General features: G+C 72.1%; 18 protein-coding genes. 8 read left to right on the top strand and 10 right to left on the bottom strand.

Translation table 11 applies throughout. The annotated features are described in order from the left end of the window. Positions 1-46 precede the first annotated feature (46 nt). Together ACFYPG_RS32085 and ACFYPG_RS32080 are read left to right on the top strand one after the other, a co-directional pair. Complete coding sequence (locus tag ACFYPG_RS32085) at positions 47-1,228, top strand: acetoin utilization protein AcuC (RefSeq protein WP_355009890.1); 1,182 nt, start codon at positions 47-49, stop codon at positions 1,226-1,228. Positions 1,229-1,241: 13 nt separating this feature from the next. Next, complete coding sequence (locus tag ACFYPG_RS32080) at positions 1,242-3,797, top strand: GNAT family N-acetyltransferase (protein ID WP_387354947.1); 2,556 nt, start codon at positions 1,242-1,244, stop codon at positions 3,795-3,797. A gap of 10 nt (positions 3,798-3,807) precedes the next feature. Here the strand turns inward: ACFYPG_RS32080 and ACFYPG_RS32075 are convergent, their stop codons facing one another. The 4 genes from ACFYPG_RS32075 to sigB form a co-directional block, all read right to left on the bottom strand. After that, on the bottom strand, positions 3,808-4,215 hold the full coding sequence (locus ACFYPG_RS32075) for a VOC family protein (protein ID WP_355009888.1): 408 nt from the start codon (positions 4,213-4,215) through the stop codon (positions 3,808-3,810). Beyond that, positions 4,212-4,715, bottom strand: coding sequence for an SRPBCC domain-containing protein (locus tag ACFYPG_RS32070; protein ID WP_387354945.1), 504 nt, complete (start codon positions 4,713-4,715; stop codon positions 4,212-4,214). The genes ACFYPG_RS32075 and ACFYPG_RS32070 overlap by 4 nt, the downstream gene beginning before the upstream one ends. Beyond that, positions 4,712-5,089, bottom strand: a complete 378-nt coding sequence (locus tag ACFYPG_RS32065; protein WP_387355002.1) for an ArsR/SmtB family transcription factor — start codon at positions 5,087-5,089, stop codon at positions 4,712-4,714. The genes ACFYPG_RS32070 and ACFYPG_RS32065 overlap by 4 nt, the downstream gene beginning before the upstream one ends. Positions 5,090-5,213: 124 nt before the next feature. Continuing rightward, positions 5,214-6,230 (bottom strand): RNA polymerase sigma factor SigB, encoded by a 1,017-nt coding sequence (gene sigB / locus ACFYPG_RS32060; RefSeq protein WP_387354943.1) that lies wholly within the window; start codon positions 6,228-6,230, stop codon positions 5,214-5,216. A gap of 232 nt (positions 6,231-6,462) precedes the next feature. On the opposite strand from sigB, the gene ACFYPG_RS32055 reads away from it, so the two are divergent. Further along, positions 6,463-7,251 carry a sporulation protein gene (locus ACFYPG_RS32055; protein ID WP_355009936.1) on the top strand — a complete coding sequence of 263 codons (789 nt, stop codon included), beginning with the start codon at positions 6,463-6,465 and terminating at the stop codon, positions 7,249-7,251. 55 nt (positions 7,252-7,306) lie between these two features. On the opposite strand, the gene dtd is transcribed toward ACFYPG_RS32055, so the two are convergent. After that, positions 7,307-7,729: a D-aminoacyl-tRNA deacylase gene (gene dtd / locus ACFYPG_RS32050; protein WP_387354941.1), complete on the bottom strand. Its 423-nt coding sequence runs from the start codon at positions 7,727-7,729 to the stop codon at positions 7,307-7,309. Then, positions 7,729-9,213: a methyltransferase gene (locus ACFYPG_RS32045; RefSeq protein ID WP_387354939.1), complete on the bottom strand. Its 1,485-nt coding sequence runs from the start codon at positions 9,211-9,213 to the stop codon at positions 7,729-7,731. The genes dtd and ACFYPG_RS32045 overlap by 1 nt, the downstream gene beginning before the upstream one ends. Before the next feature lie 95 nt (positions 9,214-9,308). Here ACFYPG_RS32045 and ACFYPG_RS32040 point away from each other — a divergent pair, with 95 nt between their 5' ends. Then, positions 9,309-9,899, top strand: a complete 591-nt coding sequence (locus ACFYPG_RS32040; RefSeq protein ID WP_387355000.1) for an HhH-GPD-type base excision DNA repair protein — start codon at positions 9,309-9,311, stop codon at positions 9,897-9,899. A gap of 24 nt (positions 9,900-9,923) precedes the next feature. On the opposite strand, the gene ACFYPG_RS32035 is transcribed toward ACFYPG_RS32040, so the two are convergent. Beyond that, positions 9,924-10,235 carry a hypothetical protein gene (locus ACFYPG_RS32035; protein ID WP_124858894.1) on the bottom strand — a complete coding sequence of 104 codons (312 nt, stop codon included), beginning with the start codon at positions 10,233-10,235 and terminating at the stop codon, positions 9,924-9,926. Between the two features lie 17 nt (positions 10,236-10,252). Beyond that, positions 10,253-10,537, bottom strand: a complete 285-nt coding sequence (locus tag ACFYPG_RS32030) for a hypothetical protein (protein ID WP_030489374.1) — start codon at positions 10,535-10,537, stop codon at positions 10,253-10,255. A 107-nt stretch (positions 10,538-10,644) separates the two neighbouring features. Between ACFYPG_RS32030 and ACFYPG_RS32025 the strand changes: the two genes are divergently transcribed. After that, entirely contained in the window at positions 10,645-11,001 is a 357-nt protein-coding gene (locus ACFYPG_RS32025) for a DUF3099 domain-containing protein (protein WP_387354937.1), read from the top strand. 53 nt (positions 11,002-11,054) lie between these two features. Here ACFYPG_RS32025 and ACFYPG_RS32020 read toward each other — a convergent pair whose 3' ends face one another. Together ACFYPG_RS32020 and ACFYPG_RS32015 are read right to left on the bottom strand one after the other, a co-directional pair. Further along, positions 11,055-11,954, bottom strand: a complete 900-nt coding sequence (locus ACFYPG_RS32020) for a PfkB family carbohydrate kinase (protein ID WP_355009881.1) — start codon at positions 11,952-11,954, stop codon at positions 11,055-11,057. Next, entirely contained in the window at positions 11,951-12,886 is a 936-nt protein-coding gene (locus ACFYPG_RS32015) for a pseudouridine-5'-phosphate glycosidase (protein WP_357263499.1), read from the bottom strand. Before ACFYPG_RS32015 ends, ACFYPG_RS32020 begins: the two co-directional genes overlap by 4 nt. 88 nt (positions 12,887-12,974) lie before the next feature. Here ACFYPG_RS32015 and ACFYPG_RS32010 point away from each other — a divergent pair, with 88 nt between their 5' ends. The 3 genes from ACFYPG_RS32010 (at position 12,975) to ACFYPG_RS32000 (ending at position 15,820) form a co-directional block, all read left to right on the top strand. Next, entirely contained in the window at positions 12,975-13,193 is a 219-nt protein-coding gene (locus tag ACFYPG_RS32010; RefSeq protein ID WP_007456912.1) for a DUF3039 domain-containing protein, read from the top strand. Between the two features lie 40 nt (positions 13,194-13,233). Then, positions 13,234-13,896 carry a trimeric intracellular cation channel family protein gene (locus ACFYPG_RS32005; protein WP_355009879.1) on the top strand — a complete coding sequence of 221 codons (663 nt, stop codon included), beginning with the start codon at positions 13,234-13,236 and terminating at the stop codon, positions 13,894-13,896. A 190-nt stretch (positions 13,897-14,086) separates the two neighbouring features. Continuing rightward, positions 14,087-15,820: a DEAD/DEAH box helicase gene (locus ACFYPG_RS32000; RefSeq protein ID WP_387354934.1), complete on the top strand. Its 1,734-nt coding sequence runs from the start codon at positions 14,087-14,089 to the stop codon at positions 15,818-15,820. Positions 15,821-16,260 lie beyond the last annotated feature (440 nt).

The following is a 16,260-nucleotide window of genomic DNA, read 5'->3' as shown; positions in this document are numbered from 1 at the left end:
AGCGCGTGCGGTGGGCCCGCGCCGATCCTCGTGCGACGATGGGCTCATGTCCGACGACACTGTGGTGGTGTGGGACGAGTCGCTGCTCGCCTACGACATGGGTGACCATCCACTCGACCCGGTCCGGGTGGAGCTGACCATCGCGCTCGCCCGCGAGCTGGGCATCCTGAATCGGCCAGGGGTGCGGATGGTCAAGCCGGAGCCCGCCGACGATGCCCTGCTCACCCGGGTGCACGCGCCGGCCTACCTCGCCGCGGTGCGCAACGCGCCGCGCGACCCGCTCTTCGCCGGGTACGGGCTGGGCACCTCCGACAACCCGGTCTTCGAGGGTATGCACGAGTCCAGCGCGCTCATCGCCGGCGCGACGGTTGCCGCCGCCGAGGCGGTCTGGCGCGGCGACGCCCGGCGGGCGGTGAACGTGGCGGGTGGGCTGCACCACGCGATGTCCGCCCGAGCCTCCGGCTTCTGTGTCTACAACGACCCCGCAGTGGCCATCGCCCGCCTGCTCGACCTGGGCGCCGAGCGGGTCGCGTACGTGGACGTCGACGTGCACCACGGCGACGGCGTGCAGGACATCTTCTGGAACGACCCGCGGGTGCTGACGGTCAGCCTGCACGAGACCCCGCTGGCGCTCTTCCCGGGCACGGGTTTCCCGGACGAGACGGGTGGGCCGGGTGCGCAGGGCACCGCCGTCAACATGCCGTTGCCGCCGGGTGTCGACGACAGCGGCTGGCAGCGCGCGTTCCACGCGACAGTGCCGTCGGTGCTGCGCGCGTTCAAGCCGCAGATACTGGTCAGCCAGTGTGGCGCCGACGGCCACCGGCTGGATCCGCTCGCCGATCTCAACCTGACTGTGGACGGGCAGCGGGCCACCTACCTGGCGCTGCGGGCGCTCGCCGACGAGCTGTGCGACGGCCGGTGGGTGGCCACCGGCGGCGGCGGGTACGCGCTCGTCGAGGTGGTGCCCCGGGCCTGGAGTCACCTGCTGGCAGTGGCCACCGGTGACCCGATCGACCCGGCCACGCTCACCCCACCCGCGTGGCGGGACCTGGTCGTCTCCCGAGGTCTGGGCCGGGAGGTGCCGCTGCGGATGACCGACGACGCCGACCCGTCGTACGAGCCGTGGCAGCCGACCGGCGAGCCGAACGCGGTGGACCGGGCGATCGCGGCCACCCGCAAGACGGTCTTCCCGCTGCTCGGGCTCGACCCGCACGATCCGCGGGACTGAGCCGGGCCGTTCGGTGACGAGTCTGGACCAGCCGGTCGACGTGCTGCTCAGCGATGGCAGCACTGTCCAGTTGCGACCGATCGACCCGGCCGACGCGCCGGGCATCGTGGCGATGCACAGCCGGTTCTCCGAGCGCACCCGCTACCTGCGGTACTTCTCGCCGTACCCACGCATCCCGGAACGGGATCTGATCCGTTTCGTCACAGTGGACCACCACGACCGGGAGGCGATCGTGGTGCTGGCCGCCGACCAGATCGTCGCTGTCGGCCGGTACGAGCGGCTCGGCCCGCAGGCCCCCGAGGCCGAGGTGGCCTTCGTGGTGGAGGACGCCTACCAGGGGCGGGGGATCGGCTCGGTGCTGATGGAGCACCTGGCCGACGCGGCCCGCCGCAACGACATCATGAGCTTCGTCGCGGAGGTGCTGCCGGCCAACGGGACGATGTTGCGGGTCTTCGCCGACTTCGGCTACCAGGTCCAGCGCGAGTACGCCGACGGCGTGGTCCACCTGAGCTTCCCCATCGCGCCCACCGAGGCCAGCCTGGAGGTGCAGCGCGGCCGGGAGCACCGCACCGAGGCCCGCTCGATCGCCCGGCTGCTCGCCCCGCGCGGCATCGTCGTCTACGGTGCCAGCGCCACCGGCCAGGGCGTCGGCGCGGCGGTGCTCGGGCACCTGCGCGACGGTGGGTTCACCGGTGCGGTGGTGCCGGTGCATCCGAGCGCGTCGACAGTGGCGGGCCTCCCCGCGTACCCGTCGGCTGTTGCTGCCGGAGCGCCGGTGGACCTGGCGGTGGTGGCGGTCCCACCGGAGGCGGCGACCGCTGTGGTCGCCGACGCCGCCGCCGCGGGGGTGCACGGCCTGGTGGTCATCTCGGCCGGCTTCGCCGAGGCCGGCGGCGAGGGCGCGGCCACCCAGCGGGCGCTGGTCCGCGCGGCGCACGCAGCCGGCATGCGGGTCGTCGGCCCGAACTGCCTGGGCGTGGCCAACACCGACCCGACGGTACGCCTCAACGCCACCCTCGCCCCGGCGTTGCCGCCGGCCGGCCGTGTCGGCATCTTCAGTCAGTCCGGTGCGTTCGGGGTGGCGCTGCTCGCCGAGGCGGACCGGCGAGGCCTCGGGCTGTCCAGCTTCGTCTCGGCCGGCAACCGGGCCGACGTCTCCGGCAACGACCTCCTGCAGTACTGGCAGGACGACAGCGGCACCGACGTGATCATGCTTTACCTGGAGACCTTCGGGAACCCGCGCAAGTTCGCCCGGCTGGCCCGGCGGATCGGCCGCGCCAAACCGGTGGTCGCGCTCGCCTCGCCGGCCCGCCCGCCAGGGGTCGGAGACGCCGCCGGGCCGGACGAGGTGGCGGTGGGGGCACTCTTCGCCCAGTCCGGGGTGATTCGGGTGGACACCGTGCCGGAGCTGCTCGACGTGGGTGTGCTGCTGGCCAACCAGCCGTTGCCGGCCGGCGGCCGGGTCGGTGTGGTCGGCAACTCCTCGGCCCTCACCGGGCTCGCCGCGACCGCCTGCGTCGGGCACGGGCTGAGCGTGGCAGACGGATATCCCCGCGACGTCGGGCCGAGCGCCGGCGCCGCCGCGTTCGCCGCCGCGCTCGCCGAGACGGCCGCTGACGAACGGGTGGACGCCCTGGTGGTGGTCTTCGCCCCGCCGCTTCCCGGCCAGCTGACCGAGGTGGACGCCGACGTGACCGCCGCGCTGCCGGCCGCCCTCGCGTTGGGCAAGCCGACAGTGGCGACGTTCCTGGTCGGGCGGCTGCCACCGGGGGTGCCGGCGTACGGCGGCGTGGAGGAGGCGGTCCACGCGCTCGCCCGCGCCCACCGGTACGCCGAATGGCTCCGCCGCCCACCCGGGGTGGCACCGGAGCTGCCCGACGTCGATCGGGCCGCCGCGCAGGCCGCGCTGCGGGCCGATGGCACCGACCCGGGTGCGCTGCTGGCCGCGTACGGCATCGACGTGGTGGCCTCGGTGTCTGTCGACTCGGTCGACGCTGCTGTCGACGCGGCGGCGCGGCTGGGCTTCCCGGTTGCGCTCAAGGCGGCCGCTCCCGGGCTGCGACACCGACTCGACCTCGGCGCGGTCCGGCTGGACCTGCCCGACGAGCCGACCCTCCGCCGGGCGTACACCGACCTGGCGGCGACCTTCGGCGCGGACGCGCTGGTGCAGCCGATGGTCCCGCCCGGCGTGGCCTGCGTGGTGGAGGTGGTGGAAGACCCCGCGTTCGGGCCGGTGGTCGGCTTCGGCCTGGGAGGGGTCGCCACCGAGCTGCTCGGCGATCGGGCCTGGCGGGCGGTGCCGCTGACCGACACCGACGCGGCCGAGCTGGTCGACGAGCCTCGGGCGGCGCCGCTGCTGCGCGGGCACCGGGGAGCCGCGCCGGTCGACCGGGCGGCCCTGGCCGATCTGCTGCTACGGGTGGGTCAGCTCGCCGACGAACAACCCCGGGTGCGCTCGCTGACCCTCAACCCGGTGCTCGCCCGCCCGGACGGCATCTCGGTCCTGCACGCGCAGGTGGGGGTGGGTGGCGTGGTCGCCCGTCCGGACACCGGCCCCCGCCGCCTGTGAGCGTGCCCGGTCAGGCGCGGCTGGAGATCTGCTGGACGCCCCAGGTGTTGCCGTCCGGGTCGGCGAAGAAGACGAAGCCCACATTGTCCAGTGGATCCGGCACCGGCCGGGGGTTCTGACCGATCACCTGGATCTCGCTGACCTCCACACCCCGTTCGACCAGCTCCTCGTGGGCTCGCTTCAGATCGGGCACCACCAGTTGCAGGCCCTTGAGTGAGCCGGGCGGCATCTCCGGGACGACGCCCTTGCCGATCACGACCGAGCAGCCCGAGCCGGGCGGCGTCAGCTGGACGATGCGCGCGTCGTCATTGATCACGGTGTCGTGGTCCACGGTGAAGCCGAGCTGCTCGGCGTAGAACGTCTTCGCCCGGTCCACGTCGGAGACCGGCACGATCACCACTTCGAGTGTCCAGTTCATGGGTGCTCTTTCTCTGTCGTTGTTGAGTGCAGCAGGTCGGCCAGGCGGGTGAAGCTCTGCCCGACGCCTCGCGTCATCGGGTAGCGCAGCACGGTGTCCCGTCCCGTCGCGGTGGCGTAGAGCAGTGTGGTGGTGACCGTCGTCTGACTGGCCAGCTCGGTGATCTCGTGGCTGACCAGCGTCTCTCCCGGGTAGGACTGGTCGTCGAACAGCTCGGTGTAGACCAGACGGTGCGGTGGCTCGATCTGCCGGTACACCCCAGCCTGGACCATCTGCGCGCCCTCCGGGCCCTGCGACACGAACCGCCATTGCCCGCCCACCCGCAGGTCGACATCGCACTCCGTCAGCCGCCAGCCGCGCGCGCCGTACCACCGAACCAGCAGTTCGGGTTGGGTGAAGGCCGCGAACACCAGGTGCGCCGGTGCCTCGAACAGCCGACTCAACACGATCTCCCGGTCGCCCGAGGTGTGGACGACGAGCGGGTCATCGACGCCGCTCACCCGTGCGACTCGTTCGGTCGGGGGCGTCGAGGGGCGGAGTCGGGTTGGTCGACGGCCTGGAGTTCGCCGAGTAGCGCGTCGAGGCGCTGATAGCTCTCCGCCCAGTAGTCGCGGTAGTCGGCGAGCCAGGCTGTCGCCTCCCGCAGCGGTCGGGCCTCCAGGCGGCAGGGTCGGCGCTGGGCGTCCCGTCCCCGGCTGACGAGCCCCGCGCGTTCCAGCACCTTGAGGTGCTTGGAGATGGCCGGCTGGCTCATCGCGAAGGGTGCTGCCAGCTCCGTCACGGTCGCCTCCCCAGCCGCGAGTCGGGCGAGGATTGCCCGCCGAGTCGGGTCGGCCAGCGCCGCGAAGGTCGCGTCCAGCAATTCGGTGCCCACCACGTATAACCTCCTGGTTTCATAACCAAACGGTTTCTACCGTGGATGGTGACGTTGGTCAAGCACCCCGACAGCACGGAAGGCCCCGGCGAACCGCCCGGGCCTTCCGTGGGAACCGGGTGCGTCAGCAGGCGTACGCCTCCAGGCGCTGGGCCCGCTCCGGGGCGCGCAGCTTCAGCAGCGTCACCTTCTCGATCTGCCGGATCCGCTCCCGGGACAGGCCGAACTCCCGACCGACCTCGTCCAGGGTGCGCTGACGGCCGTCGTCCAGGCCGAACCGGAGGCGGATGACCGCCTGTTCCCGCTGGGACAGGGTGGAGAGCACGACGCTGACCTCGTTGCGCAGCTCGCCCTGGGCTGCGGCGTCGCCCGGCTCGGTCCGCGGGTCCACCGAGGCCACGAAGTCGCCGAGCGCGCTCTCACCGTCGTCGCCGACGGCCTGGTCCAGGCTGACCGGCTCCCGGTCGTAGGAGATCAGCTCGATGACCTGGATCTCGGGGACCTCCAACGCGCGGGCCACCTCGGCGACAGTCGGTTCGCGGCCCAGCGTCACCGCCAGTTCGCGGCGGGCCCGGACCATCCGGTTGACCTGCTCGACCATGTGCACGGGGATGCGGATGGTGCGGGCCTGGTCGGCCATCGCGCGGGTGATGGCCTGCCGGATCCACCAGGTGGCGTATGTGGAGAACTTGTAGCCCTTGGCGTAGTCGAACTTCTCAACGGCCCGGATCAGACCGAGGTTGCCCTCCTGGATCAGGTCGAGAAACGCCATGCCACGGCCCGTGTAGCGCTTGGCGATGCTGACCACCAGCCGCAGGTTCGCCTCCAACAGGTGGTCCTTGGCCGCCCGACCCTCGGCGACGATCAGCTCCAGGTCGGCTCGCAGCTCCGCGGAGACCGGGGTGCAGGTGGCCAGCTTCTCGTCGGCGAACAGGCCGGCCTCGATGCGCCGGGCCAGGTCGACCTCCTGCGCGGCGGTCAGCAGCTTCGTCCGGCCGATTCCGTTGAGGTAGGCCCGGACCAGGTCGGTGGAGATGCCGCGCTCGTCGGTGGCGTCCAGGTCGACGAGGGCCTCGGGGGCCCCGTCAGTGTCGGTCGTGGTGGCCGGGCGCGTCCGGTGTTCCGTCATCTGCAGGACCATCTCTGTCTCTCCCCGTTTCCACGTCGGTGCCGTGTTCCCGGCCCAGTGGTGCCGGTGTGACAACAGCTTGGCGGGCGGGGCGTAAAACGGGAGTGAGGCGATCGGGCACCCGACAGGAATCGCGTCAGATCGCTGGTGCGGTGTGTCGTCGGAGTGTGTGGTTGCCCGCCCCGGCTACGTTGCGGACGGCCGGCCATCTCTGGCCAGCCGGAAACGACAGTTGGAGGACGGTGTGGTCTTCAAGCGGCTCATGAAGGCGATGGGCGTCGGTGGTCCGTCGGTGGAGACGGTGCTGGCCAACCCGAACTGCCGCCCGGGCGGCCAGTTGGAGGGCCGGATCCAGGTGCTGGGCGGCGACCACCAGGTCGACATCGACCACGTCACCCTCGGCCTGGTCACCCGGGTCGAGGTGGAGAGCGGCGACAACGACTACGACACCACTCAGGAGTTCCACCGCCAGCAGGTCACCGGCGCGTTCCGGCTGGAGCCGGGGCAGCGCTACGACCTCCCGTTCCGCTTCGACGTGCCGTGGGAGACACCGGTCACCGAGCTGTGCGGGCAGCACCTGCACGGAATGACGATGGGCCTGCGTACCGAACTGGAGGTCGCCCGCGCTGTCGACAAGGGTGACCTGGACGCCGTGTCGGTGCACCCACTGCCGGCACAGGAGCGACTGCTGGACGCGTTGCTGCGGCTGGGATTCCGGTTCGCGCGCGCCGATGTGGAGCGCGGTCACATCTACGGCGTACGCCAGACGTTGCCGTTCTACCAGGAGATCGAGTTCAGCCCGGCACCGCAGTACGCCCGCTCGATCAACCAGTTGGAGGTCACCTTCATCGCCGACGCCCAGCAGATGCAGGTGGTGCTGGAGGTCGACAAGCGCGGCGGCGTCTTCACCGAGGGTCGGGACGCCTTCGGTCGGTTCACTGTCGACCACGCCACCGCCGACCGCACCGACTGGACCGCCGAACTCGACAACTGGCTCCGCCAGTCCCTGACCCGCCGAGGCCTCTTCTCCTAACCCCACCCCACCCCCACCCCGCCATCAACCGTGTGGGGTGGGTGGGGGCGGGGGGTTAGAGGTCTAGGAGGAGGGTTTGGGGGCCTATGTTGGTGCTTTCCACCACCATGTGGGCGCGGAAGCGGCCGGTCTCCACCTTCGCTCCTCGTTCGCGTAGGGCGTCGACCACCGCTGTCACCAGTGGCTCGGCGACCTCGGCGGGGGCGGCGGCGGACCAGCTCGGCCGGCGGCCCTTGCGGGCGTCGCCGTAGAGGGTGAACTGGCTGACCAGCAGGATCGGCGCGCCGGTGTCGGCGGCGGACCGCTCCCCGTCCAGGATGCGTACCTCGTGCACCTTGCGGGCCATCGTCTGAGCCGTCTCAGCGGTGTCGGTGTGGGTCACGCCGAGCAGCACCAGCAGGCCGTTCTCGATCGCACCGACAACCTCGTCGTCCACCGTCACGCTGGCCCGCCCGACGGTCTGCACCACCGCCCGCATCAGACGTTCACCGGCTCGATGAAGCCGCGCTCCACCAGGTGCGCCACGATCGGGCCGGCGGCCTCGGCCATCTCGTCGGGCTCGACGTCGTGCGCGGCGGCGAGCAGGGCGAGCTGGTCCCGCAGTGGCAGCCGGCCGTCCGCGCCACCGACCAGCGCCAGTACCAGCGGGTCGATCTCCTCGGTCCAGCGCAGGCCGTGCGGCATCGCGAGGACCTGACGGTCCACCCCCCAGCCCTCGTCGCCCATGGTGGCCTCCTGTCGCAGTTGGAGGCCCTCGGCGGCCCGGTAGCGCTCGGCGAGCAACGCTTCGGTGTCGCGTACCCGGAGGAAGTCCTGGCGGTCGAACCAGGCGGCGACCTGATCGCCCAGCGGCGGCTGCACCTGCTGGCGCAGATCCTCCACCCGGACCACCGGGTCGGCATGCCCGCCACGACGCAGCGACACGATGCCGAAGCCGATGCCCTCCACCTTGTGCGCGTCGAACCAGTCCAGCCAGGCGGCCATCCGCTGCGGGTCGGCGGTCTCGGCGGCGTCGGTGAGCCACAGGTCGACGTACGCCATCGGGTCGGCCACCTCGCGTTGGATCACCCAGGCGTCCAGGCCGGTCCCGGCGAACCAGCCGGCCACCCGCTCGTCCCACTCCTCGCCGGCGACGTGCACCCAGTTGGCCAGGTACTGCATGGTGCCGCCGTCGGTGAGCAGGCCCGGGGCGGCGGCGGCCAACTCGGCGCCGACCGCGTCACCGACCCGGCCGGAGTCGCGGTACACGTGCGTGGTGGTGCCCGGGCCGACCACGAACGGTGGGTTGCTCACCACCAGGTCGAACCGCCGACCGGCCACCGGGGCGACCAGGTCGCCGCGGAGCAGCTCCCAGTCCTGACCGTTGAGGGCGGCGGTGGTCGCGGCGAAGCGCAGCGCCCGCTCGGAGAGGTCGGTGGCGGTCACCGATTCGGCGTGCGTGCCCAGGTGCAGGGCCTGGACGCCGGATCCGGTGCCCAGGTCCAGCGCGGTGCCGACCGGTCTGCGCACGGTCGCGCCGATCAGCGTGTGGGTGGCCCCCCCGATCCCGAGGACGTGCTCGGCGTGCAACGGGCGACCCGGGCGGGCGCTGGCCGGCACGTCGGCGAGCACCCACCAGTCCTCGCCGTACGGCTCCAGGTCGACGCCGGCGCGCAGGCCGTCGCTGTACCGCTCGACCAGCCCGCCAGCGAGGGCCTCCGCCAGGCTCAGCGGTGTCAGCGCGGCGGCCACCGCTTCCTCCGGCTCGGTCTGGTCGCAGATGAACACCCGGATCAGGGTGCCGAGCGGGTCGCCGTCCTCGGTGGCGCGCAGCGCGGCCCGGTAGTCGTTGCGGGCGACCGCCGCAGTCGCCTGCGCGCCCAGCCGCTCGGCGATGCCGTGGCTGGTGAAGCCGGTCCGGGTCAGCGCGGTGCGCAGCGCGTCGACACCGGCGGGGGAGAGCAGCATGTCGTGTTCGTCCACCCCGACATCCTGCCTCCCGTCGCGTCCCGGGTGAGCGTCACCCGCCGGAAGGTGTCGGAGCGTCGGTGTACGCCCGGGTCGGTGCGCCGGGCAGGATGGTCGGCATGACGCTCGTGCTGCCCATCGACCCCGAAGCAAACCGGCTGCTGGAGCGCAGCCCACTGGCCCTGCTCCTCGGCATGGTCCTGGACCAACAGGTGCCGATGGAGAAGGCGTTCTCCTCGCCGTACGTGCTGGCGCAGCGGCTCGGCCATGAGCTGGACGCGGCGGAGCTGGCCGGGTACGACCCGGAGGCCCTGGTCGCGCTCTTCGCCCAGCCGCCTGCGCTGCACCGGTTTCCCAAGGCTATGGCGGCCCGGGTTCAGGAGGTCTGCCAGGTGCTGGTGGAGCGGTACGACGGTGACGCTGCGCTGCTCTGGGCCGAGGTCGCCGACGGGCCGGAGTTGCTGCGCCGGGTCTCCGCGCTGCCCGGCTTCGGCAAGCAGAAGGCGCAGATCTTCGTGGCCCTGCTCGGCAAGCGGTTCGGGGTGACACCGCAGGACTGGCGGAAGGCGGCCGGGGACTACGGCGATCCGGGCGCCTACCGGTCGGTGGCCGACGTCACCGACGCCGATTCGCTGCGTCGGGTGCGGGAGTTCAAGCAGCAGATGAAGGCGGCGGCCAAGGCGAAGACCGCCGGCGGCTGACCCGCCTGGTGAGGCGTGGTCGGCTCAGGCGGCGGTGGGGTGCGCCAGCGAGGCCAGCGCGCGCCGGACGTCGGCCAGCGAGACGGTCGCCGAGTCGTCCAGGTCGGCCAGGCCGGCCTCGATCCACTGGCGCATGAGCGTGGTGACCCCGATGCCCCGGGCGTCGGCGGCAGCGCGGACCCGCTCGTAGGTGTCCAGTGGCAGCCGCACCGAGCGGCTCACCATCGGCACGTCGCTGTCGGGGGTGGGCAGCTCCGCCGCCGGGCTCTCGTCGATCAGCTCGGCGATTCGTTCGCCGCCGCCGTGGAACTGCTTGGTCGCGTCGTTACGGTGCATCGTCACGGCCTCCTCATCTACCGAGATCTCCGCACGGCCTCGTCGTAGCGCTTGGACTCGACGTCGCTCAACTCGCGGGCGGAGAGAATGTCCCAGTCGTTGTCGGTGCCATCGGCCTCGGCGAGCAGCACCGCCAGCCTGCGGCCCCGACGGGCGGCGGCGTAGACCACCATCACGTCGTCACCCAGATGACGGATGACCCGTCGGGCGCTGTGCAGCGCCTCCCAGACTTCCCCGGGTGTGACGTCGTAGACCCTCAGGTTGGCCAACGCCTCGTCGGTGAAGCTGAACCTGCTGCCCACATCGCGGAGCGTACCACGGGCGTAACACGTGGCGGGATGAGTAGAAGTTCGCTGATCACGGACCTGCGGTGACAGGATGAGGCGTAACCCCCTCGAGGAGGTCCTTGGTGAAGCGTCAGGCGTACCAGCCGATTCTGATCACCGACGCCTCGCGCAGCCAGGACGATCAGCTCAACAGTCGCCAGCGCCGCTATGTCCTGATGATGGGCATCCGGGTGCTGTGCATCATCGTCGGCGCGATCCTGGTCGGTGCGAACGCCCCACTGCTCTGGCTCTGGCTGCCACTGTGCGGCCTCGGCATGGTGCTCATCCCCTGGCTGGCCGTGCTGCTGGCCAACGACCGGCCGCCGAAGGAAGAGCACCGGCTGGCGAACCGGTTCCACCCCCGTCAGCAGGACGACACCCCGCCGATGAGCCTCACCGCCGAGGAGCGCCCACACAAGGTCATCGACGCCGAACCCTGACCCGCGAACGGGCCAGGGTTCGAGCAGCCGGGGCGGTGGCCGTGCGCCGGCCGCTACGCCTGTGGCCGAGCCCCGGCGGTGGAGACGGCCAGCGCGCCCAGGTCAGTGGCGCGACCCAGTGCCGCGGTCGGAGTGGCACCGGCGAGCCACGCGGTGAGCAGACCGGCCGCGAAGGCGTCCCCCGCACCCGTGACGTCCACCACCGCCACCCGGTTGGCCGGAGCCACGCAGACCGGCGTGGTGCGATCCACCCAGACCGCGCCGGCCGCACCGCGCTTCACCACCACCCGTCGAGCCGTCGCCGACAGCGCCCGCCCCTGCGCCGCCGGGTCCAGGCCGCCGGCCAGCACCGTGGCCTCGTCCGCGTTGACCAGGAGCAGGTCGATGTCGCGTACCCAACTCAGGAACACCGCCGCGCCGACCCGCCGCAACGGCGCCGCGGAGGCTGCGTCGACGCTGATGGTGAGCCCGCGCTCGCGGGCGGAGGCCAACGCCCGCAGCCCCGCGCCGCGCGACTCCGCGTCCAACAGGGTGTACGCGGACAGGTGCAGATGCCCAGCGTCGGGCACCGCCGCGAGGGCCTGCTCGACGTGGGCGGCGCTCAACCGCAGGTTCGCGCCCCGCTGGCTGACCATGGTGCGCTCGTCGTCGGCGGCCAACACGATGACGGTGCCGGTCGGGGCGCCGTCGATCCGCTCGATGGCGCAGTCGACGCCGGCCCGTTCCAGCTCGGCCACCCGGTCCCGCCCGGCGTCGTCGTCACCGACGGCCCCCACGAGCGTGACGTCCACCCGCTGCGCGGCGATCCAGGCGGCGGTGTTGGCCGCCTGACCGCCGCCGCCGAGACTGATGGTGGCCCCGGTGTCCGAGCCAGCGGCCAGCGGTCCGGACAAGACGGCGACCACGTCGGTGATCACGTCCCCGACGACGACCATCCGGGCCGGTCGGGTCATGCCGGGACGGCGGTGCCGCGGGCCACCGAGGCGACCGCGATCCGCGCGGCCAGGTCGGCGTTGCGCAGGATGATCCGTACGTTCACCGCCAGGCTCGCACCCTCGGTTGCCGAGTGGAAGTGCGCGAGCAGGTACGGCGTGACCGCCTTTCCGGTGATGCCGTCCCGCTCCAGCAGGGCCAGGCCCTCGGTGAGAGTCCGGTCGTGCAGCTCCGGGTCGAGCTGTTCGTCGACCGGCAGCGGGTTGGCGATGAGCAGCCCGCCGGTGTGAACGGCGTGTTCGTCCCGGGCGGCGAGCACGGCGGCGACCTGCTCCGGCGAGTCCACCGACCAGTCCAGGTCGAAGCCGGCGTCGGTCAGGTAGAAGCCGGGGAACCGGCGGGTGCGGTAACCGACGACCGCGACCCCGAGGGTCTCCAGGCGCTCCAGGGTCGCGCCCACGTCGAGGATCGACTTGACCCCGGCGCAGACCACGGCGATCGGGGTCTGCGCCAGGGTGACCAGGTCCGCCGACTCGTCGAAGGTGTGCTCGGCCTCCCGGTGCACCCCACCCAGCCCGCCGGTGGCGAACACGCCGATGCCGGCGGCGGCGGCGACGGCACTGGTGGCGGCGACGGTGGTCGCGCCGTCCGCGCCGGTCGCGGCGGCGACCGCGAGGTCGCGGACGGAGAGCTTGGTCACGCCGTCGACCGTGGCCAGCCGGGTCAGCTGTGCGTCGTCCAGGCCGACCACCAGCTCACCGGCGATCATGCCGATCGTCGCCGGAACGGCCCCGGCCTCCCGAACCGTCCGCTCGATCTCTCTGGCCACGCGCAGGTTCTCCGGTCGGGGAAGCCCGTGCGAGACGATGGTGCTCTCCAGGGCGACGACGGGTCGGCCGTCGCGCTGGGCTTCGGCCACCTCGGTGCCGTAGCTGATGCGAAAGTCAGTCACACGGGCACCGTACGGGGTGGGGCCCCCGCAGGGCTCAAGTGGACCCGGCCGTGATGACCTGCCAAACTTGTCCGTCGGAGGTGCAGACGTGAGCACAGAGGTTCTCGAGCGTCCGGAGCTGAAGGACGCCGATACCGGTCCCGAGATGTTCCATTACGTCCGCAAGGAGAAGATCGCCGAAAGCGCCGTCATGGGCACTTTCGTCGTCGCTCTCTGCGGCGAGACCTTCCCGGTCACCAAGGCGGCCAAGCCGGGTTCGCCGGTCTGCCCCAAGTGCAAGGAGATCTACGACTCGTACCGTGAGTGAACCCCGGCCGGTGCTCCGGCCGGCGACGTAGCCTGCGGCGGTGACCACCTCCACCGCCCTGCTCTTCGCCGACCTGACCGGGGTGGCGGTGTTCGCCGCGTCCGGGGCCTCGGCGGCGGTGGCCAAGCGACTGGACCTGTTCGGTGTCGCGTTCGTCGGCTTCGTCGCCGCCCTCGGCGGTGGGATCTTGCGGGACCTGGTCATCGACGAGGTGCCGCCGCTGGCTTTCGCCGACTGGCGGTACGCGGCCACTGCCGCGATCACCGCGCTCGCCGTCTTCTGGCTGCACCCGCAACTGGCCCGACTGCGCACCACGGTGCTGGTGCTGGACGCGGCCGGTCTGGCGCTGTTCACCGTCACCGGCACGCTCAAGGCGCTCGACGCCCGGGTGCCGGCGGTCGGGGCCTGCCTGATCGGCATGCTCACCGCCATCGGCGGCGGGCTCGGCCGCGACCTGCTCACCGCCGAGATCCCGGTCGTGCTGCGCCGGGAGATCTACGCGCTGGCCGCGCTGGCCGGTTCGATCCTGGTGGTGCTGCTGTACGTCACCGGGCAGACCGGGCCCGTCCCGCTCACCGCCGCCGCCGTCCTGGTCTTCGGGCTGCGCCTGATCGCGCTGCGTCGACGCTGGTCCGCGCCGGTGGCGACGCTGCGCCCGCCGCGCGCCGACGGGGCGGATCCGCGCACCGACCGGGAATGGTGAGACGGTCGGGCCGCTGATCGCTCGGGTGCGGGATTGTGACCAGCGTGGCGTCGCCTGGGCCCGACGGCCCGTGCTGGTTATGCTGAGTCGGCCTTCGCGGCAGCTTCTGCGCGGAGGCGTTTTCATGGGCGGCGGATCCTCGTGGCCCTCGCCCGGGGTCCGCCATAGTGCGGTCGGAGAGGAGCTTCGCGTGGCAGCCCGGACGCCGGTGCTCGAGACGTTCCCGGCGCTACGCGCCTGGCAGCGCAAGGCGATGGTGGAATACCTGCGTCGCCGTACCGAGGACTTCACCGCGGTCGCCACTCCCGGCGCCGGCAAGACCACCTTCGCCCTGCGGATCGCGGCCGAGTTGCTCGGTGACGGCACCGTAGAGGCGGTCACTGTGGTCGCCCCGACCGAGCACCTGAAGAGCCAGTGGGCAGACGCGGCAGCCCGGGTGGGCATCCAACTCGACGCCGCCTTCCGCAACGCCGACCTGCACTCCTCGGCCGACTTCCACGGCGCGGTGATCACCTACGCGCAGGTGGGGATGGCCCCGCAGGTGCACCGACGGCGCACCATGACCCGACGCACCCTGGTCATCCTCGACGAGATCCACCACGCCGGCGACTCCCGCTCCTGGGGCGACGGGGTGAAGAACGCCTTCGAACCCGCCGTACGCCGGCTGATGCTCACCGGGACGCCGTTCCGCTCCGACGACAACCCGATCCCGTTCGTCAGCTACGAGCGGGGCGGGGACGGGCTGCTGCGCTCCCGCGCCGACTCGGTGTACGGCTACTCCGACGCGCTGCGCGACGGGGTGGTCCGGCCGGTGCTCTTCCTGGCGTACTCCGGGGAGACCCGCTGGCGTACCAACGCGGGGGAGGAGCTGGCGGCCCGGCTGGGCGAGCCGATGACCCAGGACCTGGTGGCCCAGGCGTGGCGTACCGCCCTGGACCCGGCCGGCGACTGGATGCCGCAGGTGCTGCGGGCCGCCGACGCCCGACTCACGGTGCTGCGCAACGCGGGCATGGCCGACGCCGGTGGTCTGATCATCGCCACCGATCAGCAGACCGCCCGCTCGTACGCCAAACTCATCGAGCAGGTGACCGGTGAGAGGGCCGCCGTGGTGCTCTCCGACGACCAGGGCGCGTCCGCGCGGATCGCGACGTTCGCGGCGTCCGACCAGCGGTGGATGGTCGCGGTGCGGATGGTGTCCGAGGGGGTCGACATCCCACGACTGGCGGTCGGGGTCTACGCCACCAGCGCCAGCACGCCGCTGTACTTCGCCCAGGCGATCGGCCGGTTCGTGCGGGCCCGCCGGCCCGGGGAGACCGCGTCGGTATTCCTGCCCAGCGTGCCGCACCTGCTCGGGCTGGCCAGCGAGATGGAGACCGAGCGCGACCACGTACTCGGTAAACCCAAGGAAGCCGACGGTTTCGACGACGACCTGTTGGAACGCGCGCAGCGCGACGACCAGGCCAGCGGGGAACTGGAGAAGCGGTTCGCGGCCCTCTCGGCCACCGCCGAGCTGGACCAGGTGATCTTCGACGGCGCGTCGTTCGGCACCGCGGCCCAGGCCGGCACCCCCGAGGAAGAGGAATACCTCGGCCTGCCCGGTCTGCTCACCGCCGACCAGGTTTCGCTGCTGCTCACCAAGCGCCAGGCCGCACAGCTCGCCGCCCAACGCCGTCGTACGGCCGACGGGGCCGCTCAGCCGGCCGCTGCGGCCACAGCAGCGCCGCCCGCACCCATGAGCGCCGCCCAGCGTCGCGTGGCGCTCCGGCGCCAACTGAACGCTCTGGTGGCCGCCCGACACCACCGCACCGGCCAGCCGCACGGCAAGATCCATGCCGAGCTGCGCCGGCTCTGCGGCGGGCCGCCAAGCGCCCAGGCCACCATCGAGCAGCTTGAGGAACGCATCGCCACCGTGCAGACCCTCTAGACGCGGCCGGCCGTGGCTGGCCGTGGCGGGCCGGTGGCCGGTCGGCTGCGCCCGTACCCCCGCAGGTCCTGGCGCGGCCCGGCGCGGGCCCGGCGGCTGCTGGGCGTGCTTCTCGACGGCAAGAGCGTGGAGAAAGGCTATGGATGCCCCTGTGCGGGCGTCCCGATCTCAAGATCGCGCACCATCCTGGTTCTAGTGGCTTCCCGGGGTTCCGTGGCCACTACATCCTGGGTCGCGTGCGATCTTGGTAGCCGGGGGCGCCAAACCCGGGGTTCCGATCTCCAAAGGGGCGGCGTTCGTCGTCAAGATCTGCGCAGGATCAGGGATGTTGCGGTCTACGGCGTGCTTGGGCTCAAGTGGTTGTTGCAACGGGGTGGATTCTCGTCAGGATGAGGGGTCATGCCGGGGCAGAGGTTGGCGTCCGCGGAGCGGGCGCAGAT

The organism is Micromonospora sp. NPDC005553, assembly GCF_042871765.1.
Taxonomy (GTDB): domain Bacteria; phylum Actinomycetota; class Actinomycetes; order Mycobacteriales; family Micromonosporaceae; genus Micromonospora.
Note: the sequence above shows the minus strand (reverse complement) of the source record. Positions and strands in the feature narration are given on the sequence as shown.

Excerpts from the sequence above, each read along its gene's own strand:
- ACFYPG_RS32085 (WP_355009890.1), top strand. The coding sequence starts at position 47 with ATGTCCGACGACACTGTGGTGGTGTGGGACGAGTCGCTGCTCGCCTAC.
- ACFYPG_RS32075 (WP_355009888.1), bottom strand. The coding sequence starts at position 4,215 with ATGAACTGGACACTCGAAGTGGTGATCGTGCCGGTCTCCGACGTGGAC.
- sigB (WP_387354943.1), bottom strand. The coding sequence starts at position 6,230 with ATGGTCCTGCAGATGACGGAACACCGGACGCGCCCGGCCACCACGACC.
- dtd (WP_387354941.1), bottom strand. The coding sequence starts at position 7,729 with ATGCGGGCGGTGGTGCAGACCGTCGGGCGGGCCAGCGTGACGGTGGAC.
- ACFYPG_RS32040 (WP_387355000.1), top strand. The coding sequence starts at position 9,309 with ATGGTCGGCATGACGCTCGTGCTGCCCATCGACCCCGAAGCAAACCGG.
- ACFYPG_RS32035 (WP_124858894.1), bottom strand. The coding sequence starts at position 10,235 with ATGCACCGTAACGACGCGACCAAGCAGTTCCACGGCGGCGGCGAACGA.
- ACFYPG_RS32020 (WP_355009881.1), bottom strand. The coding sequence starts at position 11,954 with ATGACCCGACCGGCCCGGATGGTCGTCGTCGGGGACGTGATCACCGAC.